Source organism: Paenibacillus xylanexedens, from assembly GCF_007676705.1.
Classification (GTDB): Bacteria; Bacillota; Bacilli; order Paenibacillales; family Paenibacillaceae; genus Paenibacillus; species Paenibacillus xylanexedens_C.
Map to the genome: position 1 here is coordinate 602,233 of NZ_VEBF01000002.1, position 25,338 is coordinate 627,570.

Below are 25,338 nucleotides of genomic sequence, written 5' to 3' on the forward strand. Positions count from 1 at the left end.
TCTCTGAAGGTTTCATGTAATCTTCTTCACCCTTGACCACTGGTTACAAATAATAACATATGGTTTCAAAGAGGTGTTCCTCACAAACCACTCCGGCTATCCTCTCACCTGTCTTCAATGAATAAGATGCACTTATTATTGAAGGATCAGGCGAAAGAACGCCAGAGTGTTACAAGTTCATAGGTGTTCAGACGCTTCACAGGCGTCCAAGGATATCATCACAAAAATCTGTATTGAGCCTCTATTAATCCATTATAAACGCCTTGTTTCTGTATCAGTTGCTCATGGTTACCCTCTTCTTTAATTTCTCCATGGTCCAGGACGATAATGTTATCTGCGTTCCGAATTGTCGATAGACGGTGAGCGACCATAAAGGACGTTCTTCCCTGCAACAGCACCTTCAACGCTTCCTGGATTTTAAGCTCTGTTTCGGTGTCGATGCTGGCTGTAGCTTCATCCAGGATCAATATGCGAGGATCGGCAAGAAGCGCACGGGCAAAGGATAACAATTGCCGTTGTCCCATGGATAATACGTTTCCGCGTTCTTCTACTTCAGTATCGTATCCACCAGGCAGCTTCATGATGAACTCATGTGCATTGACTGCTTTTGCCGCGTCCTCCACCTCTTCATTCGTTGCATCCAGTCGTCCAAATCGAATATTGTCACGGATGGTCCCCGAGAAGATGAAGGTATCCTGCAATACAATGCTGATCTGGCTGCGTAAACTCTCTACCGTTACATCCCGCACATCCTGTCCGTCAATGGTGAGACGTCCACCGGATATATCATAGAAACGGCTGATTAGATTGATGATCGTACTTTTACCTGAGCCCGTATGACCAACAAGTGCAATCGATTGTCCTGCAGCCGCCGAGAAGCTGATTCCTTTCAGCGCCTGTCTGCCCTTCTCGTATTCGAACACAACATTTTCGAATGCGATATCTCCTTTAATAGAAGGAAGCGGCTTCGCTCCTGGTTTATCTGCGATACTTGGCTTTTCATCCATGAATTCGAAGATGCGCTCCGATGATGCCATAGCAACCAGCAGCTGATTGTACATCTGTCCCAGACGGTTGATCGGGTCCCAGAAGTTGCCGACATAGTTGGCAAAAGCGACAAGTAATCCCACGGTCAACTGACCTTCCTGAATCAGGTAAGCACCAAACCAGAAGAGAATCAATGTACCGAAACCGCCTGTAATCTCAATCAGCGGTCCGAAGCCTTGGTTCATCGCTGATGCTCTATCCCATGACTTTTTGCTGGACAGGTTCATGTTGTCAAAATACTTCATGTTCTCTTTTTCCTGTGTATAAGCCTGAGTCACTCGAATCCCCTGAATGGATTCATTCAAGTGGGAGTTAATACGAGAGTTCTTCATTCGCACATCCTGCCAGGCACGACGGATCAGCACCCGCAGTTTGGTCGAGATGATAAACATGATCGGTACCGTAATAATCACGGCAAGACCCAGTTTCCAGTTAATCAACAGCAAGATCACAATGATCCCGAGCAGCTGCACGCAGTCGATCATGACGTTAACTGCACCGTTGGTGAACAGATCCTGAAGGGAGTTAATGTCATTCGTAACACGCACCAGTACGGAACCTGCCGGTCTTTTGTCAAAAAAGTTAAAGGACAGCTTCTGGATATGCTTGAACAGATCCGAGCGAAGATCGTAGATAACGCGCTGTCCAATAATGTTTGTCAATTTGATCCGGTACGTATTGGCTGCCCATTGAATGAGATACAACACGAATATGGAGCCAGCTATAAGATAAAGCATGGTCATACTCGGCAACCCCGTTGCCGGTGCGATGGCACGGTCAATCGCCAGACTGATCAGAAAAGGTACGGACAATTTCGTAATGGTACCCAAAATCATCATTAGAATAACGAGTGGTAACAGTTGTTTCGCATAAGGTTTCATGTATGCAAACAAACGTCCGAATTCTTTCCAGTTAAACGGCTTTTCAATAATTTCATCATCCTGATAAACAAATCGTTCATTCAGTTTCTTCTCAGAGGCCACTTTGGCCTCGCGCCTGTCTGCTATCGTTTCGGCACTCATGAATTCACCTGCTCCCCAGCCTCCCGCTTACCGCGGGCAATATAATCTGCATATTGAATTTTATAAACATCCTGATATGGTCCAGGCACCTCAATGAGTTCGGTATGTTTGCCACGTTGTACCACGCGACCTTCATCAAGCACCAGAATCTCATCTGCATGTCGTAGTGAAGATATCCGGTGTGCAATAATAAATGTAGTTCTGCCGCGCATGACTTCCTGGAAACCGGACTGAATCTCGTGTTCCGTCTCCATGTCCACGGCGCTGGTTGCATCATCAAGTACCAGAATTTTTGGGTTTTTCAGCAAAGCTCTTGCGATCGCAATCCGCTGTTTCTGTCCTCCCGATAATCCCATACCACGTTCACCAACCACCGTGTCATATCCGTCCGGGAACTCCATAATGAATTCATGTGCCTTGGCCAGCTTGGCTGCACGGATAATTTCATCCATAGTAACGTTCTTAAGTCCGTATGATATGTTATTGCGAATGCTGGATGAGAACAGGAATGTTTCCTGGAAAACAGAAGCGATCTGACTCCGCAAACTACGGATACCTATATCTTTGATGTTTTTTCCATCGAGCTTGATCGTTCCCGAGTTCACGTTGTATGCACGCATCAGGAGCTGAATGATGGTCGATTTACCTGACCCTGTTCCCCCGAGGAAACCGATTACAGAACCGGGTGCAGCATCAAAATTAATATCGGTTACCGCTGGCATTTTATTGCCGTAGGCAAAGGTAACGGATTCAAACGTTACATGGCCGTTCACCTGATCTGCCTCCACAATGACCGGATCTTGCGTTTCTTCCACATCCACTGGCGTATTGAGCAGTTCGAGCACCCGTTCACCTGAAGCTTTGGATTGCGTATAGTTGTTGATATGGAACCCAAGGTTCCACATTGGACCGATTATGTACCAGATCAAACTGAAAAAGGCAACGAGTTCACCGAGTGTCAGCGTCTTCTGTATAACCATTCTTCCACCGATTATCAGCAACAGAACGATACTCACCGAAGCAAGGATCTCCATGATTGGAAAATAGCGACTCCACAATGTTGCGGCATGAATCTGATTCGTCTTGTAACGCTCATTGCGTGTGGAGAATTTCTCCACTTCATAAGGCTCACGTGCAAAGGATTTTACCGTACGTACTCCAGTGATATTCTCCTGTACTGCTGTCGTCAGTGAACTGAGCGCCAGCCGCATCTCCTGAAATGCAGGGTGAATTTTGGATTCGAATCTCAGCGCAACGAAGGCAAGTAATGGGATGCATATGAGCGTGAACAGTGTAAGCTGCCAACTCATGGTCATCATCATGATTGCGCCGAATACGACCATCAAAACCATGTTGAGTATCTGGGCGAAACCAAATCCGATAAAGTTACGGATGGCTTCCAAATCTCCCGTGAGGCGGGACATCAGATCACCTGTCTTGGCCGTATCATAATAACGGAAGGATAAAAATTGAAGCTTTTCGTAACATGCGTTACGAAGTCTGTACGCTAGGAAGTTACCCAAGCGTCCTCCAAAAAAGCCATGTAAAAACTGCATTCCCGCTTTCAAAATAACTACTCCTAACACAGTCAAGGCAATTATGGGAACGTCTTCAAAAGTGCGCGGAACAATAATATCATCAATCAGTATCCTCAGCATGTACGGATACACCAACCCAAGCGCGGTCGCTAAGGCGAGGAACAAGATTGATACAAATAAATACGTTCGCTTTTCCCAAAAAAAGGTTTGCAGTTGCCTAAGAACATCCATGTTTCTCCTCCTCTTATGTCGTTCAAAAATACTATGAACATTTATGAAGTTTATCACCGTACCCCATTCGCGGCAAAGCGAATAACAGACCATATTCTGCCTGCTTTCAGCTTATTGACGCATTAACGAAGGTAAATGCCCACCTTTCAATCAAATGTTTGAATATTCTCTTTATTTCAGGTTGTTCGTACCAAAAAAAGGCTCCCTGTATGCCTTTTCGGCAGGAGCCTTTTTGAGTTGGTTTACGCAACATTTTCAATGTGTTGCTGTATCCATCATTTTGTTTTACAAAGACTTCCAGTGAATACGCACTAAGCTGCGATTTTAACTGCGTTCAATCTGTTCCAGTTGCACAGACAAGCTCGACCATTGCTCGGCCGGAATTCCGCTCTCCAGCGTATCTTGAATTCCGCTCACTGCCTCGTCCAGACGTTCTTCCAACTGACGGGATTGGTGCTGCAAGGATTGACGAAGCTGGTTGTCATAAAACTGAATCAGCTTGTCTTGCGCAGCAGGAAGAACTTCAATGATCATCTGTTTGAGGACAGGATCAAGTGCCTCTTGTAACCGCTGACGTCCATCCCCTTCGAAGAACTGCTTCGGATTACGGAAATAATTCAAATAGTTCTTCCAACCCGACGGTTCTTCCAAACGGACTTCTTCGAGCACAGGTGTACTCCAACGTTCGTTCAGTGGCAAAGATACATCCATGCCCCCAGATAACTGTCTCACCTCGTCTATACATTCCGTAACTTGCTTCATCAGCCAGGTCTGACCTGCCTGTTCGAGTCTGAGGGTTGTGGCAAGCAGTTCCTGCTCCAGTTCAATCGCAATCATCCGTAACAGTTCACGTCCACAGGCTGCAAAAGCCGTCTTCAAATTGCCCCGATCCTCCCGAAGTACGGATGGATGGAATGCCTCTGCCATGAATAGACCAAGGCGATAGGCGAGTCGCTGCCGCACATGGAAGAGCAATTCTGCTGTTTCCTGTGACAATTTTTCCTTCATGGATCGCTCTGCAAGCCGTTGTATGCGCTGGCGTGACTGTCCCTGAATGGACCCTAGTTCATCTCGCCGCTGCTGCAATACTTCTTCGCCCTGAGCCGCATCCTCTGCACGCTTCTTCAGCCGCTGAATGACACGTGCCATCTCTTCGGAAGCACCACCGACGGCCAGATCGGCTAATTCTTTACCAGCAAATTGATTGAACTCTTCCTCAAACCGGATAAAACCGGATTGCTCAAGCAGCTTCGAATCCCCGGCCATCTTGCCTTCCATCGCCAGTATACTGGATACCGGGAAGAGTCGTGGTGCCCGAATTCCATTACTGCGCAGTTGGGTGCTCACATGATCGAGAACCTGTTCCAATTCTTCCTCGGAGGATGACAGGTCACTGGCATTCACGACAAAGAACATTTGATCCATGGCGGAACTGTCTTTGACACGTCCCAGCTGGTTCAGAAACTGGCGATCTCCTTGTGAGAAAGCATGATTGTAATACGTTACGAAAATGAGTGCATCCGCATTCTTCATATAATTGAAGGTCACGCCCGTATGACGAGCATTCACGGAGTCTGCGCCTGGCGTGTCCACCAACACAATTCCTTGTTCAGTTACATCGCAACTGTAATACAGATCGATACTATCTACAAAACAGGACTTCTTCTCGTTTGCGACAAAGTTACGGTAACCCTCCAGATCCACCAACACATCCTGACCTAACTGGTCCGCTGTCTCTTCCCAGCCGGATGCTGCTGCCTGCAAAAAGCTGTAATGCGGGCGCCCCGCGGGATGAACATCCTGTGGCGACAGGGAACGCACTCGCTTCTGCCATTCGGTTCCAGGCTCACCCAGTCCGAGCAACCGGAAGGAATAGCCAAGATCTTCCTGGAAGGCGTCCCGGGTCTTCATGCGGACCCGGGCTGTTCCATGCTCCGCGCCCCCGGCAGGAGCCATGATCCGGTTAATCGCCGCTGTCGTTGGATGCGGCGAGACGGGTAGTACAGCTTCGCCCAGCAACGCGTTGGCGAAGGAGGATTTGCCGGCGCTGAATGCTCCGAACAGCGCCAGAGTGAACGTGCCGCCCGCAAGCGAAGCCGCGCGTGCACGCAGATCCCGTACCGCCGACCCCATGGCGGGGTACGGCTCCACCAGCGCAGCAGCGGCTTCGAGCCGTGCCGCTGCTGCGTCCAGGCGTCGGCGGCGTTCAGCGCCAGCCGCCGACGATGGCCCAGGCACTCCCGCTGCAGCTGTGCGCTGCTGCGGCGGTGCCTCTTGCGTCAGTGGCTGCGCAGCCACTGACGCTGATGTGCCCGCATGCGGACCGGGTGCTTCACCCGGTCCAGGCACCGCGGGCACGTGCGGGCCCTTCACCTCCGGCAATAGCCCGGAGGGGAGGGGGCCCGCATCAGGCAGCAGGCTGCGCAGCCCTGCTGCCTCTGCGGCGGCGCTGCGCTGGAGCGCCGTGTAGCGCGCCGCCGCCGCGGATTGCGCCAGCAGCGCTGCGCGGCTGGCGTCCAGCGCCTGGAGCGCCGCTTCGCCTTGCGCAGCCAGCACCTCCAGCATGCGGTCGGCCAGCATCATGGCCGACCTGCGATAGCGGGCCTCGATCTCGCCCCGCAGATCTTTGCTGAATTGAATCACATACTCTGGAGAGACTTCTGCACTGGCACTGCGTTTCATCTCCAATAGTGCTTCATCTACAGAAGGCAGCTCCGTATTGAGCGCCTGCTCCCACTCCGTTCCCCATAACTGATGGGATTCACCCAACTGCCTAAGCATCGTACGAATATGTACTTCCACTTGTCCGGAAGCCTGATCCTGTAATAGCCGGACCAGCTCAGAAGCACGGCGTTGTTTCTCCTGCTCAGTTTTACCGCCTGAGAACAATAAGCCTACCCTGAAGCCCGGTTTACGGCTCTCCAAATAGGCAGCAGCCGACGTACGAATATCCGCAGGAGTCAGATTCGCGTTCGCAAGAAGGGGTTCCAGCTCTGCCCTGAACTTCTCACGCACTCGCGAAGGCCCGGTACGAATATCTGCTGCTTGTTGATCGAGAAGCTCCAGTTCTCGTTCCAAGCGTTCAATCCCTTCCTTGCCACCGATCTCATCCAGGAGGGAATTCTCTTCATCCTCGCGTTTCTCCGCTTGTCTCGTCAGGTGTTGCTCCGTTACATGATTGGCCGAACTTGCCAAACTGTGCTTAATTAAAGCTTCCTTCTCTTGCATCATGTGTCCAATGAGTTCCGGAAGCACATCCCACTGGTTGTAGCGATGCTCCTTGTCGCGGAGGGAAGTAAACAACAGTCCGTCATATCTGACTTCCCAGGCCGCAAATATAGCTTCCACACCTTCGGTATATTGGTCAAAAGAAAGCTCCCGCTCCCGATGCTTGTCGATCTGGTTCACGATCAGAAACAGCGGTTTGCCCCAATCTGACAGACTCTTGGCAAATGAAAGGTTTGTCTCGGACTGAACATGATTATAGTCCATGACATAGAACACCACATCAGCCAGATGGAGCGCGGAATGAGTCGCGAGACTGTGCCCCCGATCTGTTGAATCCACACCTGGTGTATCCAGCAGAACAGCATCATCTTTCAGCAGCGGGATATCATCCCATACCTCAATCGAGCTATAAGCTCCACCATTTTTGCAATACGCCTCCAATTCCTCTGGAGAAACTTCAAGTGTCCCTGCTCCATTGTCAGCGCTTACGTTTGGTGATGTATAAATGAGCGCTCTCGGTTTACCATTACGTATGGATACCACATTCGCACTTGTTGGCACGGGGCTTGAAGGCAGCACCCGCTTACCGCATAAACTGTTGATTAGACTCGATTTGCCTGCAGAGAAGTGACCACAGAACGCAATCGTCAGATGTTTCATTTCCGCCTTGCTGATTAAATCCGTTAAAGCCTTTACAGCCGTATGGTCCCCTGTCTGCTCCATCGCTTCACGCAGCGGAAGCAGAGGTTTGGCCATTTCTTTTGGGTAATCTGTTCTGGACATGACTGGCCTTCCCCCTGGCTCCTCTAATTTGACATCCGTTTCGACGTCTATCTCTTTTACAACATTTATTTTAACATTATCAAGTTTGAATTTGAACGGTTGGAATTGAATATACATGACACTACCCAGTAAATATAAGAAAAGCTTCCGATCGAAGCACTATCGATAATGAATCATTCGTGGTTTAGCGGGTGCTTTTCTTGCGATCAACGAATCTTTCAGCTCCACTTAAAGCGTATAGATTCTAAAATCTAAAAAAAATAAAACCGAAACAAGTCGGTTTTATCTGTATTACGTTCTATATTCAGCAATCAGTCAAATGTCTGTTGCATTGAATGCCAACGTAATCACCTCAACCAAGATGATTAACATGGCATTAACGCAACAAGACCACTGGAGTAATCACTTCTTAGGAAACTGCGTTCTCCATGGAAGGCAGCAAGATTTCAAATACTTGTCCATGTTGCAGAATTGTGATGTCTCTGCCTTTGTCTCTCATGACAACAACTTCTGGTTTAACGGACATACGCTCCAGATAATGCTCAGGCACGTCGCCAGAATGGCTTACTGTGATGCCTTCTACTTCTTTTTCTTCATTCTCAGCCATTTCCTGTTCAACGATTTGTTCGAAAATATCGGAGAAGGCCTCAAAATTGTCAGTGTACACGGAAATGCATTTCATGATTATTCATCCTTTTCTGCTCATTAATTTATTTTTCGTTTTCGGGTGGTGACACGTTCCTTATCTTTCCTGATTTGGGACGTTTTCATACGTTTTTTCCCTTCCCTGCATATGTCCAGCAATGGACAGATATGACACGCAGGGTTCTGTGCCTTGCAATGGTAGCGTCCAAAAAATATAAACCGGTGGTGAGTTAAAGTCCACTCATCCCGGGGTACGCGCTTCATTAGTTTCTTCTCGACTTCAAGTACGGAGTCATCCCAACCTGCAAGGGCCAGCCGCTTGGATACTCGTTCAACATGAGTATCTACCGCAATTGCCGGTACTCCAAATGCGTTGGAAACAACTACATTCGCGGTTTTCCGCCCGACACCTGGTAGCGTCACAAGCTGATCATGTTCCTGCGGTACATCGCCGCCATACTGCTCTATTAAAATTCGGCACATGTTCTGAATATGCTTGGCCTTGTTCCGATACAAACCAATTCGCCGAATATCCTGTTCCAGCTCTTCGAGAGGAACCGCCAGATAATCTGCTGGGCTTCTGTATTTTTGGAACAAATCTGCAGTTACCTTGTTCACCGTTTCATCGGTGCACTGGGCAGACAAAAGGACAGCTACCGTCAATTCAAATGCATTGCTGTGATTTAATTCGCAATGTGCATCAGGAAACATTGCTTCCATAGTTTCGAGTATATGTCTAACAGTCGCTGCATTCATGAAGAGCTACCTCCCACAAAATGACTCCATTCTGCGGAGCCTTACTTCGAAGCTTCATCCAAGTGCTTTGCGGGGACCCCAAAAAGCTTGCAAAAAAAACGTCTTGATGCGGGAAAGATCCCGTATCAAGACGGTCATTCTTTTGATCCTCGAAAAGAAACGATTACTGTTTTTGAATCTCCAGAATAACATTGTTCAGGAGATACAATACAATATTATCATTATCTCTGAGAGATTGCACGCTTAAAGTATTGTCACCCTGGTGAACAAATACACTTGATCCGAGTGCAAAACGATAGTTCGTGTCTGCTGTCGTTTCCCGTTTAACCAGAATCTGGTTGCCAACGCCATCATAAGACCAGAATTGTTTGCTCATGACAGTCAGCACTCTGAAACGTGTAGAATTATCCGTATCTTTTGTCATTTCGACACGATCTCCGACCGTAAGACTCGTCAGTGAAGTTAAGGTTGAGCCGGATTTTACGACTTTAACCGAACCGCTAACAGGCACAGTTTCAGTCTGACCGTTAAACTGCTTGAGTGTTACGGATGAAGCATCCACCGCTGTGACTTCAGCCAACGTGCGCTTGACGACTTGAACCGCTTTTGGCGTAGCTCCTTCAAACGTTACATTAATCAGGTTGCCTGCTGTCAGTTGTGAAGGCGTGATCGTCTGACCACTCTCTCCTGTCAATACCGCTTGATCCACGTAGAACTGACTTGTCAACAAATCGGATTTCACTCGAATACGACCATTCGTTTCCAAAGCAACGACTTCGAATTGAGCCACAGTGTTCAGTGCAACCTTCTGCACCACATCCTGATTCGCTCCAAGCGTTACGGTCACTTTGTCACCAATCTTCAAATCTCCCAGACTTGCGCCCGATTTGTTATAGATCTCAACCGTAGGTGCGGTAGTATAAGGCACTGTAATCGTCTGATTACCAGACAACACACTGATTTTCTTGCCAGAAGTATCAATGTTGCTGATCGTACCTTCATACTTGTAAATCACTTTAACCGACAATGCACGTGTTCCCACATAGGTCAGATCCAATTTACGGCCATCATTTAAGAGTGACTCCAGACCAGCCAGTGTAGGTTTGGTCGTATTGTAATCCAGTTTAGTTTTCTCATCCAATGTAAATACAAACGGTTTTTTGTTGTTGTCCAACACGGTAAGCACCTTTGTTTTACTATTGTAAGACACAACCGTTACCCCGTTCATAGGCTCCATTTGGCGTCCAATGACCTGAATACGCGTTACCTGGTCGTCAGAGTTCAATGTCAACTCCACCTGATCCCCGTTCGTTGCATCCGTGATGAGATCATTCAGCGTTGCATCCTGAATGCCATTGATAATAACTTCCGGCTTTTCAGTCAACAGTTTCGCCTCAAGGGAACCCCCTTCACGTTTGAACGTTAACGTGGATTGGTTGCCACCGATCTCAACTAATGTACCGCGCACAGATTGCTCCACACCTTGAGACAATGCGATTGTTTGCAGAACACTGTCCTTAACGGTGTATTTCACGGCACTGCCGGCTTTGAGATCAGCCACTGACATGATACGGTTTTGATATGTGATAAGCAGATTGTCATTGTATGCAAACTGTTCTGTAGCACCCGCTGCATTGACAAGTTTGATCGTTTTTCCAGAAGTGGATACTTCAGCAATTACACCATTGTCACTCTTGTTAACAATGCCGGATTTCACACGAATAGCGACTGTTTTTTTGTCAGCCGAGAACGTCTCACGCTGTATTTCAATGATGCTATCAGCTGTAATATCGGACAGTTTGATTGCATTACCATTCTGATCAATGAATGCAGTTGCCTCATCATAACTGTACGTTTCGTAATTTTCGCCCACAAAGATACCAATCTTGTTACCAGACAATGAACGCGCAAAAGTACCTTCAACGCTTTCCACCTTCGGTGTAGCATCAACGACTTCCACATAAGAAGCCCCACCTGCCGAACCTACAACCATAACTTTCGTATATAGCTTCACATCTGTGGATGAAGCACGGGTTTCACTGTCTTTCGTAAAGTAAGGCGTACTGCTGTTCACTGCGAAGTTAACGGCTTTGCCGTCCACAACCAGCGTGATCTGCCCATCTTTCAATCCAGTCACATAACCCGTGGATGTGTTCGGATACGTTGTATCCGTTAACGATTCGCCACGACTGAAGAAGGTAGCGAGTTGAGCACGGGTTACGGAACCAGTTGGATTGAATTTGTTTCCTTCCACACCTTTGGCCAGATCCAGGCTAACAGCCAGATTGACATAACCTTTACCACTTTCGGAGATACTTGCATTATCAGCAAATCCGGTAGCTTGATTGTTTTGTGCCTTTGCTTCAGCATCCTTGTCCAATGAACGGATTAACAATTTCGTAATCCATTCCCGTGAAGCCGGTTTTTGACCCCAGGATGTCTTGGATACATCCACCGTTGATTCTTCCGTCTTGTCAATCAGTCCCAGTTGAAGTGCCAGCGCGACATATGGCTTGAAATAATTTCCCACTTCCATGTTTGTCGGTAATGCCGCAGCCGTGTCGGTATTCAACTGACCCTCTTGATTCATAAAACGGATTGCCATCGTTACAGCTTCTTGCTGTGTTACCGCGTCTCCTGGACGGAACAGGCCGTTATTACCGAGAAGAATACCTTGATATGCCAGTTTGTACACATGTTTCTCAGCCCAGTATCCGACCTTGATGTCACTGAACAAACCAGTTGGTGTAGCCGTATTCGTTATTGCAGGAGTCTGACCCTGCCCCGTTTCTGTTGATTCTGCTGCCATGGCAGCTCCGCCGGCGCTAAGGGCCATCATGCCTGCAAGCACGGCTGATACTACTTTTTTAGAGTGTGATGGATGGTTATATTTAAAAGTCACCTATGATTCCCCTCTCTCATGTAAAAAACGACCTATATTCCGTAGATTCACGGTACGACAGCATGTTGTACAGCCTATTCGGTTCTTGTCATTGGATGTTCAAGATCCACATGGCCCATCAGACTCTCGGACTGTTGACCGTCTACCAGTAAGTCAAGTGATTTAACTTCATCAAACTGGAAGAATGTTTGTTTCAAAGCATCCAGTGCATAGGATTCTCCACCTGCACCAAGACGTGCCGTATCTGGCATATGAATATCCAGCGTAAGGGCTCCATCTTTGAACTGCACAGATTTCAATTCAATTTCTTTCGCCCACAGTGGAACTAGTTTACCGTCTTTGCTCTGTTGCAATGATTCAAAGGCAGCCTTATACTTGGCATCCTCCGATGCATATGAAATCTCTGCCGAAGCTTTGTGCAACTCCAGTTCTTCTTCATCCGTATAGAATACAGTGATCGTTTTCTTTTCATTGCCTTCGGAAGTTGCTGGCGTCTCCGTGGACGTTCCGCTAGGCGGAGTAGTCGTCTCCTCTGAGCTGCCTTCTGTGGATTCTGTAGGTGTTGTGTTCTCTTCAGGTTCAGCAGTTACCGGTTCGGTAATTGTTTCGCCTTCAACCTCAGTCACATTGGTTTTGGTTTCGGTTTCGGTTCCTGCGCCTTGCGTCTGATTCGGAGCAGCTGTTGGCTTGCTTCCACATCCAGCAGCAACTGCCATAACCGTTACCAGCAAGGCTGCAATCCATATTTTCTTGTTCATTCTAACTCCGCCTCCTCAACATAAGGGCTTGTCCCTTATTTAATTCCCAGATACTCCTTGATTCCTGCAACAATCCCTTTGGCAACACTGTTCTGGAAACTCTCCGTGAACAGGGCTGCTTCGTCATTCTTGTTGCTAAGGAATCCACCTTCCAGCAGAACTGCTGGCATTGTCGTTTCACGGGTTACATGGAGACTTGCCGTTTTCACTCCACGATCTTTCAGTCCGGAAGACTGCAAAAGATACTTGTGCATTACAGTAGCAAGTGCTTTGCTGTTGGAGCGTGTATAGAATGTCTCAACACCGTTCGCAGCAGCTGGGCCACTGTTAGCATGAATGGAGATAAAGATATCCGCTTTTATGTCTTGTGCAATCTTCACACGTTCTTTTAATGCCAAAAATGTATCATCGCTGCGCGTTAACACAACGTCAATTTTGGATTCTTTTTTCAACAAGGCTTCCACTTTCAGAGCCATTGCCAGATTGAAGTCTTTTTCGCGTTTACCAGTTACACCGATTGCCCCAGGATCATGATCTCCGTGACCTGCATCAATAACGACAACTTTTTTGCCATTATTACCAACTGGAGGAGCAGGTGTACCACTTTGATTGTCGAGGTTAATCATAATCAGTCCGGAATCATTTTGCACACTGTACCCTTTTGAACTGGACAGATCGATCACAAAACGAATTGTAGATGGGCTGTTGCTGTATAACGAGTAACGAATCTTAGACACATCCGGATAGCCGCTAACGACGAGTTGTCCATTCTGGTTGCTGTCTAAAGCCTGTCCTTCACTGAATGAATCAGCAAATGCGGTATTCGGCAAGTCTATAACGATTCGATCTGGTCCTGTCATCGTGAAGACGTTCGGCTTCGTACTTCCGCTTGTTGCAATCATGAAGCGGTTGTCGCTGAAGCTGATGCCGTTCACCAGTACAAGACCTTCTTGATCCGATCCTCCGCCTTCATTGCCAGAGTTCGGAGGTGTGGTTGTCCCGTTTCCGGAACCTGAATTCTGGGTAACTAATGTTACCGTCTTCGTGGTATTGTTCCAACCCACCTTAAGACCCATTTCCTCACCAATAAATCGGAGAGGTACGAGCGTAGTACCATTTTTAACGAGTGGTGGGGCATCCAGGTTTACGTTACTGCCGTTCACCGTTGCCGTCTTCTGTCCAACAATCATCTGCATGGCAGTGTTGTCTTTGCTGATAGTCACAGTTTGTGTTTGCTGCTTCCATTCCACGTTATACCCAAGATTTTCGGACACAACCCGGATCGGAACCATCACCTTGCTGTTGATAATTTCCGCCTTCGTATCCGATGGCTGTACGATTTCTTTTCCGTCTAGGATAATCTTCGTGTCTGTTGCTGCATGACTATAGCCCGGGAAAACGAGCCCAAAGACAAATAACAGTACCAAAAAACCGAACTTCTTCATCCTTCACCCCTACCATTCTCATATTTTTTTGCCGCATGTTGTCATTTTTCAACTCCGACTGACCGCTTGGGCATTACCAGACACCTATTAGACGCCCCTCCCGCTCAAAAGTTGCGAATATATTCCAACATAACAGAAAAAAAACGTTGTCAGATCAAGCTTTTTTTACATTTTAATGTCTGTTTTTTTCCTTATTTATCAAATATACATCTCTAAACAACGCACTACCCTAACCTTCATATTTGCGCACATTTCACTTTACAGTCCCAAAAATTCAATGATTCCGTCCACAATCGCCTGTGCACATTTGTCCTGGTATTCTTCGGTAAGCATGACTGCTTCATCCGTTGGGTTACTTAAAAAACCAAGTTCAAGTAACACAGCAGGCATAGTTGTTTCGCGCGTCACATGCAGACTCGCCGTTTTAACACCACGATCCTTGAGTCCTGTTATCGGCAACACATATTTGTGAAGAGTGTCAGCCAAGGTTTTGCTTTCCTTACGGCTGTAGAGCGTTTCAACGCCGTTTGGTACGGGTGTCGTAAATTTGTTTCCATGAATGGACACAAAAATATCTGCCTGATTCAATTGAGCAATATCTACACGCTGTTTAAGCGAAAGCTCTGTATCATCCTGGCGTGTAATGACCGTCTGAATATCTTGGTATTGTTGAAGAATTGCCTGTACCTTCAGCCCTACAGCCAGATTGAAATCCTTCTCATAAGCACCCGACAAACTCACTGCACCAGATTGACGACCACCATGTCCCGGATCAATGACTACTATCGTTTTCCCGTCATTCGTAGGTACTGCAGGTTGGCTTGTGGGTTCTCCACTCGTGGCTGTCAGATCAACGAGCAAGACATTGTTATCTCCAACAGACCATTTGGCTGTTGCCTTCTGACTTAGATCCAGAACGACACGCACGGTGGAAGGCGTCTTGCTGAACATGGCATATCGAACTTTGGACACCAGAGATGAATCCGTAACGAGAATCTGTCCGCTGCCATCCGGATTAGAGGCTTGTCCTTGAATAAATTCCTGAGAAAATGTCGCTGCAGGCAGATCAACAATAATACGGTCTGGCCCACCAATACTGGAAACTTTCGGGCTAATAGTACCGTTTGTCGCTACAATCAAGCGATCTCCGCTGAAGCTGATCCCTTGCAGTTCTGTCAAACCATCAGGGACAGGTGCCTCGACGGGGTCACTGTCACCTTCCGTTTCAACTACGGGAGGAATACTAAATAGGCTTACTGTCTTGGTTCCATTGTCCCAGCCAACACGCAGTCCCATGCCTTCCCCAACAAAGCGTAACGGAACAAGCGTAGTTCCCTGTTTGATCAGTGGGGGCGAATCCAAGTTCACCACGTTTCCATTCACTGTAGCTGCATCTTTGCCAGCTGTCATTTGAATCATGCTGTTTCCTTTTTGAATCTGGACTGACTGAGTTTCCTTCTCCCACTTCACCTTATAACCCAGGTTCTCGGATACAATTCGAATTGGAACCATGACCGTCTTCCCGATATTCTCTGCAGGTGCACCCGTCTGCTGGTTAATGGTCACACCATCGAGCACAATCGAGGGAGTGGTGTCTGCATGTGCCATGACTGGAAATAAACACAGGAACAGAAAAAAAACGACTGCTGCTGACCATTTCTTCATACCTCATCCACCATTCTTTTTGTCTTTTGAACATCCAAACTGATTCGCTGTGATGCAACACCCGACACGATCAACCCTTCCATAATCTACTAATCAGTTTATCAGATATTGTCTGATCATCCGGTTACAACGTTGTCATATTTAGTCGGAAAAAGAGTGGCAAAAAGGGCGCTTCCTCCATTCGTCCAGTTCTCAAAATCATATGTAAATTACATTCCTCATCCATTTTTGCTATGCTGAGTTCAAATACTTGGATACAGGAGACTGAGCCTTGATGCCTAAAATACTGATCGTGGACGATGAAGCAGATCTTCGAAAGCTACTGACTGATTATTTTGAAATTAACGGATATTCCGTGATGACGGCCAAGGACAGCCGGGAAGCGCTGCGGAAAGTGGAACAACAACCCGATCTCGTTTTGTTAGATATCAACATGCCTGAACAGAACGGCCTTCAATTATGTGAGAAAATTCGTAACTTCGTCTCTTGCCCGATCTTATTCTTAACGGCCCGAATCGAAGATGCTGATAAAATAGCGGGATTTCGTGCCGGAGGCGATGACTATATCCTGAAACCTTTCAGCATTCGCGAGTTGGGGGCCAGGGTCGAAGCACATATACGCAGGGAACAGCGAATCCAGACTAAATCTTCGGTAAGGTTTAACGATGATTTGGTCATTGACTATACGGCCAGGGAGCTCTACTACCTGGATAAGCGAATTTCACTGCCCAAAAAAGAGTTTGATATTGTCGAATTGCTGTCCACGCATCCTGGTATGGTGTTTGGAAAGGAACGCATATACGAAAAGATTTGGGGCATGGACGAGCCAGGCGACAGTAACGTGATCGCAGAGCATATCCGGCGAATTCGCTACAAATTAAAGGAATACGGCTGTGATAACCAAATCGAGACCGTTTGGGGAGTAGGGTACAAATGGCCAAGTTCATGACTAGACTCCTGTTTTTAAAGCGATTATCCTTACTGCAATCTTTTATGCTGTTGTGTGTGGTCACACTCATTGCCGTGCTGGCCATCATAACCATGGAGTTTGCTTGGGCGGAGAACCTGCGGCTGCGTTTCGGAGAAACGGATTGGGTGCTGCCCTCCCTCGTCACGGCGGTTTTGCTGACCGTAGCGACTGGAATTGTCACCATGGCCATTTTATTTTACAGATGGAAGCTAAAACGTCCGCTGGAGATATTAAAACGAGCATCCGAGAACATTTCAGCCAACGATCTAGGCTTCCGCATTTCCTATGACAGCCAGGATGAGATGGGTGAGCTGATCGCGGTATTTGAAAACATGCGCTCACAATTGGAAAAAAACCTTAAGACACTTTGGCGTTCGGTTGAAGAGCGCAAGCAGATCAATGCTATTTTTGCCCATGATCTGAGAACACCCCTGTCAGTTTTAAAAGGAAACGCCGAGCTTCTCGCCACCTATCTTCCCGAGAAGAAGTTGTCGGAAGAAAAGGTGCTGGACCTGATCCATACCATGAACCTTCACATCTTGCGTCTGGAGAGCTATGCAGAGGCCATGAACTCGATTCAAAGGCTAGAGGATGTACCGTTAAACTTCCAGTCGATGGATACGATCTCATTGACAGCTTTGCTGGACGGCAGCGCTGAACAAATCGTGAAACAGTTCGGTATACGTTTCGTCTCTTCCGTGGCATATGATAATGCCTCAATACATGTAGATCCCTATCTCGTCATGCAGATTTTCGAGAATATGGTGGCTAATGGGGCGAGGTACGCAGCCAGTCAAGTGAACGTCCACTATGACGTTCAGGGGGGCATTATGAAGATTACCGTCTCAGAGGACGGTCCTGGTTTCTCTGACGAAGCCTTGAGTAAGGCTATACTCCCTTTTTACCGAGGCGAAGTATGGGATGCGAGCGAACATAGCGGGCTGGGCCTTTACGTTTGCAAGGTGTTTTGCGAAAAACATGAAGGGAGTCTCCAGATTGCAAACGGTCCTAACGGTGGCGGAAGCGTGACGGCAAGTATTGGGACCCAAGTTGATAAATAGTTGAAAATGATCTGATAACATCTCCTTATCTTGAATTCAAGGAGTGTTATCATGCTAAAACTGAAAAAAAGAATGTATATCACAATTAGCTGCCTGTTGTTATGCACCGCGTGGGCAACCCCCTTATCCGCCAATGAAGCCAGAGACAGGACAGAAGTTCTACAGGAGATCGACGAATATATGAATGGGAGCATGAAGGCCAATCACATTAAGGCTGCTTCACTGGCGATTGCCAATAACGATGAGGTCTTTTACGCAAAAGGCTATGGGACATTCGCGGATGGCCAGAAGGTTACGGGCAACACCCCTTTTCCCATTGCTTCACTAAGCAAGTCCTTTACTGCATTGGCCGTTCTGCAGCTGGTGGACAAGAGCCGGATCAACTTGGATGCTACTTACGCTTCCTATTTTCCCGAGCTTTCTCCACAGGACCCCCGCGTTCTTGACATCACGGTCCGTCATTTACTGAATCAGACCAGTGGTCTCAATGACAAGATAAATCCCGATATGACAAAGACTCCGCAATTCCAATCGCTGGCTGAGGCGAACCAATTATTAAACACGGTTCAACTTGCCCATATCCCCGGAACAGCCTACAGCTATCATAATCCCAATTACGTGCTGCTGGCGAACCTCGTGGAAAGCGTTAGCGGAGAGCGCTTTTCGGATTACCTGAAAGAACATATTTTTGAACCGCTAGGAATGAATCATACCTTCAGTGTCAGCACGACGCAGCAATTCTATGAGAATAATACTATCCCGCTAGGACATTACCTGAGTTTGGGACGCTCTATAGGTCAATCCGAACCGCTTTGGTTCATTGAGGGCCCCGCCGGCATCGTTTCAACCGCAGAGGACATGTCCCTATGGATGCTTTCCCAATATCACGGCCGCCTCGTTTCCCCTGTGCTGATGAAACAATATCATGCCGCAGGAGCTATCGGTCCGTACGGCATGGGCTGGCTTGCAAACCAAGATGCGTCTAGCGGTCGAACGATCTCCCACAGCGGCATTTTCTGGACCTACAAGTCAGAAGAAATGGTTTACTTGAACGAGCAAATGGGCATTGCCGTAATGTTTAATTCTGGTATAAATGCTTATGTGAATTACTCGGCATTTATTGATGGAATAGCGGATATTATGAGGGGGCAGGAACCCCAAACCTCTTTTGTAAACGGTCGAAATATGGAAAAGATCATGATTGCGCTGATCATCGCTACGCTTGTATGGGGCATCTACGCCTATTTTCGCATACGTCGGAACAACCACCGCCTAACGATCAGCAAATTGATTCTGATCACGGTCGGAAGACTGATCCCGGTTCTAATTCTCTTGTCTCTGTTCCCCTTGGTTACGTTTATCGGCGGAGGACGTGTGCTGCCTTGGTTCGGCATCTGGACTACCCTGTCATCTCCAATCATATGGCTTATGGTATGGTCACTAGTGAATTTCGTGCATTTGGCTTGTTATATCTATGTCTATTTTCAGAATACAAAAAACGACCGTTTGGATTTACCTCAGTAATCGATTTTTAGATTCCTTTAATTCAATCCTATCGCAATGGCTATGATCCTATCCTGACCATTCGCTTAACGAAAAGACAGCCGACTATATAGTCGGCTGTTATTGCGGTAGATTCGATAAAACTTTGCCCCGAGAGTAAAATCCCTTTTGGACAGCCCCTTTCGTCTCAAGGTATATCGTTTTAATGATGTCATATATTGACTCTTTTCCACTTAATAATGTAATTTAAGTATACATAATATGGAATCTGATGAAGTGCCGGAATGAAAGTTAAAATAGTATCTCAGGAGGAAAAAGTATGCTTACACTATATAAGAAAGAACCCGATGGCAAGCTGCTATATGCGGAATACTGGATTGAAGAAGGACAAGTTGTAGAGCATATCGGTACTGTAGGTACTCATGGCACGACGAGCAGAGCGGATTTACCGGAGGCGTATAACCATGAGGATGAATTCAAAAGTGACTTTCTGAAACGCTTCTCAGATCAGGGCTATGAAGAAGCCTCCCAACAGTACGGTTACGTATTGCTCATCCAATATCCCATGAAGAGCATGACAGGAACCAAACGTGATCTGTGGCTTAAGGATAAAGCTAGTGAAGCACTGATCAGTGAGCTGGGCTGGCGAGGGCTGGGGATTGTAGATGGGCACGATATGGGCAAGACGGCTAACCCGATCACGGAGTTCGCTTTGAATATATACTGCTATGTTGTGGATGAAAAACTTGGGATTCAAACCATTAAGCGGGTGCTTAAAGAGACACGGCTGGACTACACCCGAATCAAAATTGCCTCCCGAGAACTGAAGAATGACGGAGAGTATGTCTTGAAGTATGCTGCCAAGAAGGCTCAGGAATTCTATGTATAGATAACTTACTGAATATAAATTTATTTTCTGAAATACAAAAAGCTTCTGTCTCACTTATCGGAACAAGGTTCCTTCCGGGAGGCAGAAGCTTTTTGCTATAGGATACTTTGGAAATTAACCGAACAGTTTCGCCGCGTGGCGTTGTTCATATGCAGCAATCTCATCATCATGTTGAAGGGTGAGACCGATGTCGTCCAATCCTTGCAACAGGAATTGACGACGGTGCTCATCCAGATCAAAATCGATATGCAGTCCGTATGCATCAGTAATCGTTTTCTTTTCCAGATTCACATTCATCTCATAGCCTTCATGTGTTGCTGTACGCTGGAACAGGTCTTCAACCTGCTCTTCCGACAGCTTGATGGGCAAGATTCCGTTCTTAAAGCAGTTATTATAGAAGATATCCGCAAATGATGGTGCAATGACACAACGGAATCCATAGTCCATAATCGCCCATGGCGCATGCTCACGGGAAGATCCACAGCCAAAGTTGGCACGCGAGATCAGGATGGATGCTCCCTCGTAACGAGGTTTGTTCATTTCGAAGGAAGCATTGTTGTTCCCCTCTTCATCAAAACGCCATTCATAGAACAAAAATTGTCCAAATCCGGTACGCTCAATCCGTTTCAGAAACTGTTTCGGAATGATTGCGTCTGTATCTACATTGACCCGGTCTACCGGTGCAACGATGCCTTGTAATGTTTTGAATTCATCCATATTAAACGTTCTCCCTTCTGTTTGTTATTGCTTAGATCGCTGCTTCCGTTTTGAAATTCCAGTCCCGTACGTCCACAAAGTGCCCCTTAACTGCTGCTGCTGCTGCCATTGCCGGAGACACCAGATGCGTACGTCCTCCGCGTCCTTGACGTCCTTCAAAGTTACGGTTGGAAGTCGAAGCACAACGTTGTCCTGGCTTCAACACATCCGGGTTCATCGCCAGACACATACTGCATCCCGCATCACGCCATTCAAATCCGGCTTCCGTGAAGATTTTATCCAAACCTTCTTGTTCTGCCTGGATTTTAACTCTTCCTGAGCCTGGTACAACAATTGCTGTAACCTGACTGGATACCGTGTGACCTTTAGCCACTTTTGCTGCTGCACGCAGATCTTCGATCCGACCATTGGTGCAAGAACCGATAAACACATAGTCAATTGGAATCTCGGCGATTGGTGTTCCCGGTGCAAGACCCATATATTCAAGCGCCTTTTCAGCCGCTTTACGTTCATTTTCTGTAGGCAATTCAGCCGGAACAGGAACTTTCGAAGAAATGTCGGTTCCCATGCCAGGGCTTGTTCCCCAAGTTACTTGCGGAATCAATGTTTCCACATCGATTTCAACCACATGGTCGAACTCGGCGCCTTCATCGGTTACAAGCTGTTTCCAACCTTCTACAGCTTCATCGAATTTGGCACCCGCTGGTACGTATTCACGTCCACGCAGATATTCGAATGTTGTTTCATCCGGAGCGATCAATCCTGCTCTTGCTCCACCTTCGATGGACATGTTGCAGACCGTCATACGTTCTTCCATGCTCAACTCACGGATGGACTCGCCTGTGTACTCAATAACATAACCTGTTGCAAAGTCTGTACCGTATTTGGCGATAACTGCAAGGATCATATCCTTCGCGGTTACACCCGGATTACGTTTGCCGACAAAACGAACTTCCATTGTTTTGGCTTTCGCTTGTTGCAAGCATTGGGTTGCCATAACGTGCTCAACTTCACTTGTTCCGATTCCGAATGCCAAGGCGCCGAAGGCACCGTGTGTGGATGTATGACTGTCACCACATACAATTGTTTTACCCGGGTGAGTCAGACCCAGCTCAGGTCCCATAACGTGCACGACACCTTGATCAATCGTGTCCAGATCATACAATTTCACGCCGAAATCACGGCAGTTTTGCGAGAGTGTATCAATTTGTTGTTTGGAGATTGGATCTGTAATGTTGAAACGGTCTTTCGTTGGAACGTTGTGGTCCATTGTCGCAAATGTCAGCTCAGGGCGACGAACTTTACGTCCACTCAGACGAAGTCCTTCAAATGCCTGCGGAGAAGTTACTTCGTGCACCAAATGCAGATCGATATACAGAATGCTTGGTTTGCCTTCTTCTTGATGAATTACGTGATTTTCCCAAATTTTCTCAAACATCGTTTTTTTACTCATCATTTTCACCTCATCATAAGTTCGGTCCTTGGAAGAGCCTCGTGTTTCCTTTAAAAAGTGAAGCTCTTGAATGACATAAATATATCACCCTGTCCTTCATTGTTCCAAGATATAATATCTATAGATGTAATAGGTTTAACCTATAATGAGGGAAAAGCAAATAAACCACTGCTCATCGCAGAGGTTTCAATTGATAACAATTATCATTATCATATAAAGTCTATACTACGTTCCCGCTTCTTCGCTGTCAATGCTTTTTATCTAAAACAGGAAAAAACAGCCCTGAATCCAGAGCTGCTTTCCTACTTTATCATTAGGTGAAAATTAGCATGTATCACCGTCTTATCAGAGTGCTTGTCCTGCTAGCGTATTACAAGCCGTTATTCGCAATCACATCTTTGTACCAATGGAAACTCTTCTTGCGTTTTCTCTCCAGTGTTCCATTGCCGTCATTATCCTGATCTACATAAATAAAGCCATATCGTTTCTCCATCTCTGAAGAAGAATAACTGATCAGATCAATCACTCCCCAACTGGTATAGCCCAACAGTTCAACACCGTCCAGAATCGCCTCATGCATTTGTTCAATGTGAGAACGGAAATAATCAATACGATAATCATCCTGAATGCTACCATCGGCTTCAATCGTATCTATAGCTCCAATCCCATTTTCAACGATAAACAAGGGCACCTCGTAACGGCTATACAGTTCATTCAATGAGATACGCAGACCTACCGGGTCAATCTGCCAGCCCCAATCATTCGTTTGGAGATACGGGTTCTTCACCCCTCCAGTTGTATTGCCACTCACCTGCTCCAATCGGTCGCCATCCACACTTGATACTAGGGACATATAATAACTGAATGAGATAAAGTCCACAGTGTGTACTTTCAAAATCTCTTCATCCCCCTCAAGCATATCGAGGTTAATCCCTTTTTCGGCAAAAAATCTCTTTGTAAAGTACGGATACGCTCCACGCACCTGTACATCCGTGAACATAAGATTGAATTGATTATCCCGAGAAGCAACGAGTACGTCTTCGGGATTACATGTATGAGCGTACGTCGTCAGTTTGGTAAGCATACATCCGATTCGGGAATCTGGAATGATCTCATGACAGTATTTCACTGCGAGCGCACTCGCTACAAATTGATGGTGCAACCCCTGATATACGGCCTGCTCCACATTTTCGAAACGCTCCGGAACAATACCACCACTCGTAAACGGATGACGAACAATGCTGTCAATTTCATTAAATGTAATCCAATACTTCACTTTGTCCTTATAACGGGTGAACACGGTTTTGCAAAAGTGAACAAAATACTCCACGACTTTCCGATCCGTCCATCCACCATGGTGATTCACCAGATACATCGGCATCTCATAATGCGACAACGTAATCAATGGTTCAATTCCTTGTTTCAGCATGCCGTCAATAACACGGTCATAAAACTGCAAACCGGCTTCATTCGGCTCTGTTTCGTTGCCATTCGGGAAAATTCGGGTCCATGCAATGGATAAGCGCAACGTTTTGAGTCCCATTTCCCCAAACAGGGCTAGATCCTCATCGTAACGGTGGTAGAAATCAATGCCTCTGCGTTTCGGATATTCTCTATCCGAGGTAGACTCCATCGCAGCCTTGATCTGTTCTTCATTGATCGCATTATGTTTTTTATACTCACTCTTAGCTACACCTTTTCGATAGATAGCAATGTCGGCTGTAGACAGACCTTTGCCATCCACATTCCACGCTCCTTCTGCCTGATTGGCAGCAATCGCTCCTCCCCATAGAAAATCTTCTGGAAACGTTCTTGTTGTATTGGTCATTGTGTATTCCTCCTTGGATTATCTCTGCAACTCTTTCATTCTTGCTCAATTACGACTCATGACTCGATTGATATGAATAATCAAATACATCATCTCTTCATTGGAGATCGTATGTTCAAACCGGGCTTCAATATAATCCTTGATTAGTAATACGCAGGCTTCTTCCTGCGGGTATTTATTCGCGATCTGCTCAAAGAGCTCATGATCCTGTGTGTTTAATGTTTTATGCTCAAAAAGCCGTTGAATAAAAAACTGCAAATGGGTCAAAAAGCGTGAATAGTTGATGCTGTGTGTATCCAGCTCCACTTGATAGTGAATTTTGATAATATTGAGTACATCCTTGACTGTATTGGTCATCATCATGACCTGATTCATATTGTCATCATTCTGCTGGGCATTAACGAGATGAAAGGCGATATTCGCCGCTTCCTCTTCAGGCAAGGAGAGACCGAGCTGTTTTTGAATGAGAGACAGACCATGCAACCCGATACTGAACTCCTGCGGATAGAACTTTTTCACTTCCCACAACATTCGGTTCTGGATCGTCATATTGTCCTTGAATCGCTTCATGGCCATATACAGGTGATCTGTTAATGCGACATAGAGATGATCACTCAGATGGCGGGACAATGTATGTTTGGCATGGGAGATGATTTCATCAGCCAGAATCAGATATTCTTTTGGCGTATCTTTCATCAGGGCGGTGAGATCCGAAGAGATCGTTTCATTTTCAAGGACATAGATCTTCTCGATCTCATCCTCGCCCACGACATCTCCCGGTTTGCTCCTGTAGCCGATGCCCTTTCCCATCACAATAATTTCCTTGTCATCCTCACCACGTCTAGCAAGAACAATGCTCGAATTCAGTATTTTTATGACTTCCATATCAGGCTGCCT

17 protein-coding genes are annotated in these 25,338 nt (G+C 46.6%); 4 read left to right on the forward strand and 13 right to left on the reverse strand.

All coding sequences use genetic code 11. The features are described from left to right. Positions 1-218 precede the first annotated feature (218 nt). From FS628_RS12655 to FS628_RS12695, 9 genes are all read right to left on the reverse strand, one after another. Complete coding sequence (locus tag FS628_RS12655) at positions 219-2,069, reverse strand: ABC transporter ATP-binding protein (protein WP_036613270.1); 1,851 nt, start codon at positions 2,067-2,069, stop codon at positions 219-221. Further along, positions 2,066-3,838, reverse strand: a complete 1,773-nt coding sequence (locus tag FS628_RS12660) for an ABC transporter ATP-binding protein (protein ID WP_145322364.1) — start codon at positions 3,836-3,838, stop codon at positions 2,066-2,068. Before FS628_RS12660 ends, FS628_RS12655 begins: the two co-directional genes overlap by 4 nt. 324 nt (positions 3,839-4,162) lie before the next feature. After that, positions 4,163-7,849, reverse strand: coding sequence for a dynamin family protein (locus FS628_RS12665; RefSeq protein WP_145322366.1), 3,687 nt, complete (start codon positions 7,847-7,849; stop codon positions 4,163-4,165). Between the two features lie 409 nt (positions 7,850-8,258). After that, positions 8,259-8,531 (reverse strand): hypothetical protein, encoded by a 273-nt coding sequence (locus tag FS628_RS12670; RefSeq protein ID WP_017687779.1) that lies wholly within the window; start codon positions 8,529-8,531, stop codon positions 8,259-8,261. 23 nt (positions 8,532-8,554) lie between these two features. Then, positions 8,555-9,250 carry an endonuclease III gene (nth, locus tag FS628_RS12675; RefSeq protein WP_036607558.1) on the reverse strand — a complete coding sequence of 232 codons (696 nt, stop codon included), beginning with the start codon at positions 9,248-9,250 and terminating at the stop codon, positions 8,555-8,557. Positions 9,251-9,413: 163 nt separating this feature from the next. Further along, on the reverse strand, positions 9,414-12,152 hold the full coding sequence (locus tag FS628_RS12680; RefSeq protein WP_145322368.1) for an S-layer homology domain-containing protein: 2,739 nt from the start codon (positions 12,150-12,152) through the stop codon (positions 9,414-9,416). A gap of 74 nt (positions 12,153-12,226) precedes the next feature. Then, positions 12,227-12,910 (reverse strand): GerMN domain-containing protein, encoded by a 684-nt coding sequence (locus tag FS628_RS12685; protein WP_145322370.1) that lies wholly within the window; start codon positions 12,908-12,910, stop codon positions 12,227-12,229. A 35-nt stretch (positions 12,911-12,945) separates the two neighbouring features. Continuing rightward, positions 12,946-14,355: an N-acetylmuramoyl-L-alanine amidase family protein gene (locus FS628_RS12690; RefSeq protein ID WP_145322372.1), complete on the reverse strand. Its 1,410-nt coding sequence runs from the start codon at positions 14,353-14,355 to the stop codon at positions 12,946-12,948. Between the two features lie 258 nt (positions 14,356-14,613). Then, a complete protein-coding gene (locus tag FS628_RS12695; RefSeq protein WP_145322374.1) occupies positions 14,614-16,020 on the reverse strand; it encodes an N-acetylmuramoyl-L-alanine amidase family protein in 1,407 nt (468 codons plus the stop codon). Between the two features lie 274 nt (positions 16,021-16,294). On the opposite strand from FS628_RS12695, the gene FS628_RS12700 reads away from it, so the two are divergent. From FS628_RS12700 to FS628_RS31350, 4 genes are all read left to right on the forward strand, one after another. Next, a complete protein-coding gene (locus tag FS628_RS12700) occupies positions 16,295-16,969 on the forward strand; it encodes a response regulator transcription factor (protein WP_145324128.1) in 675 nt (224 codons plus the stop codon). After that, a complete protein-coding gene (locus tag FS628_RS12705) occupies positions 16,954-18,051 on the forward strand; it encodes a HAMP domain-containing sensor histidine kinase (RefSeq protein WP_145322376.1) in 1,098 nt (365 codons plus the stop codon). Before FS628_RS12700 ends, FS628_RS12705 begins: the two co-directional genes overlap by 16 nt. A 51-nt stretch (positions 18,052-18,102) precedes the next feature. Further along, positions 18,103-19,575, forward strand: a complete 1,473-nt coding sequence (locus FS628_RS12710; RefSeq protein ID WP_145322378.1) for a serine hydrolase domain-containing protein — start codon at positions 18,103-18,105, stop codon at positions 19,573-19,575. A gap of 298 nt (positions 19,576-19,873) precedes the next feature. Continuing rightward, a complete protein-coding gene (locus FS628_RS31350) occupies positions 19,874-20,443 on the forward strand; it encodes a hypothetical protein (RefSeq protein WP_186327805.1) in 570 nt (189 codons plus the stop codon). A gap of 114 nt (positions 20,444-20,557) precedes the next feature. Here the strand turns inward: FS628_RS31350 and leuD are convergent, their stop codons facing one another. The 4 genes from leuD to licT all read right to left on the reverse strand — a co-directional run bounded on the left by leuD (position 20,558) and on the right by licT (position 25,326). Further along, positions 20,558-21,160: a 3-isopropylmalate dehydratase small subunit gene (leuD, locus tag FS628_RS12720; RefSeq protein WP_145322380.1), complete on the reverse strand. Its 603-nt coding sequence runs from the start codon at positions 21,158-21,160 to the stop codon at positions 20,558-20,560. 31 nt (positions 21,161-21,191) lie between these two features. After that, complete coding sequence (gene leuC / locus FS628_RS12725; RefSeq protein ID WP_145322382.1) at positions 21,192-22,613, reverse strand: 3-isopropylmalate dehydratase large subunit; 1,422 nt, start codon at positions 22,611-22,613, stop codon at positions 21,192-21,194. A 370-nt stretch (positions 22,614-22,983) separates the two neighbouring features. Continuing rightward, entirely contained in the window at positions 22,984-24,441 is a 1,458-nt protein-coding gene (locus FS628_RS12730; RefSeq protein ID WP_145322384.1) for a glycoside hydrolase family 1 protein, read from the reverse strand. Positions 24,442-24,486: 45 nt separating this feature from the next. Then, entirely contained in the window at positions 24,487-25,326 is an 840-nt protein-coding gene (gene licT, locus FS628_RS12735; protein ID WP_145322386.1) for a BglG family transcription antiterminator LicT, read from the reverse strand. Between the last annotated feature and the right edge of the window lie 12 nt (positions 25,327-25,338).

Coding starts and splice junctions, on each gene's coding strand:
- FS628_RS12690 (WP_145322372.1), bottom strand. CDS start 14,355: ATGAAGAAGTTCGGTTTTTTGGTACTGTTATTTGTCTTTGGGCTCGTT.
- FS628_RS12655 (WP_036613270.1), bottom strand. CDS start 2,069: ATGAGTGCCGAAACGATAGCAGACAGGCGCGAGGCCAAAGTGGCCTCT.
- FS628_RS12700 (WP_145324128.1), top strand. CDS start 16,295: ATGCCTAAAATACTGATCGTGGACGATGAAGCAGATCTTCGAAAGCTA.
- FS628_RS31350 (WP_186327805.1), top strand. CDS start 19,874: ATGCTTACACTATATAAGAAAGAACCCGATGGCAAGCTGCTATATGCG.
- FS628_RS12685 (WP_145322370.1), bottom strand. CDS start 12,910: ATGAACAAGAAAATATGGATTGCAGCCTTGCTGGTAACGGTTATGGCA.
- FS628_RS12705 (WP_145322376.1), top strand. CDS start 16,954: ATGGCCAAGTTCATGACTAGACTCCTGTTTTTAAAGCGATTATCCTTA.
- leuC (WP_145322382.1), bottom strand. CDS start 22,613: ATGAGTAAAAAAACGATGTTTGAGAAAATTTGGGAAAATCACGTAATT.
- nth (WP_036607558.1), bottom strand. CDS start 9,250: ATGAATGCAGCGACTGTTAGACATATACTCGAAACTATGGAAGCAATG.
- leuD (WP_145322380.1), bottom strand. CDS start 21,160: ATGGATGAATTCAAAACATTACAAGGCATCGTTGCACCGGTAGACCGG.
- FS628_RS12730 (WP_145322384.1), bottom strand. CDS start 24,441: ATGACCAATACAACAAGAACGTTTCCAGAAGATTTTCTATGGGGAGGA.
- FS628_RS12660 (WP_145322364.1), bottom strand. CDS start 3,838: ATGGATGTTCTTAGGCAACTGCAAACCTTTTTTTGGGAAAAGCGAACG.
- FS628_RS12670 (WP_017687779.1), bottom strand. CDS start 8,531: ATGAAATGCATTTCCGTGTACACTGACAATTTTGAGGCCTTCTCCGAT.
- FS628_RS12710 (WP_145322378.1), top strand. CDS start 18,103: ATGCTAAAACTGAAAAAAAGAATGTATATCACAATTAGCTGCCTGTTG.
- licT (WP_145322386.1), bottom strand. CDS start 25,326: ATGGAAGTCATAAAAATACTGAATTCGAGCATTGTTCTTGCTAGACGT.
- FS628_RS12665 (WP_145322366.1), bottom strand. CDS start 7,849: ATGTCCAGAACAGATTACCCAAAAGAAATGGCCAAACCTCTGCTTCCG.
- FS628_RS12695 (WP_145322374.1), bottom strand. CDS start 16,020: ATGAAGAAATGGTCAGCAGCAGTCGTTTTTTTTCTGTTCCTGTGTTTA.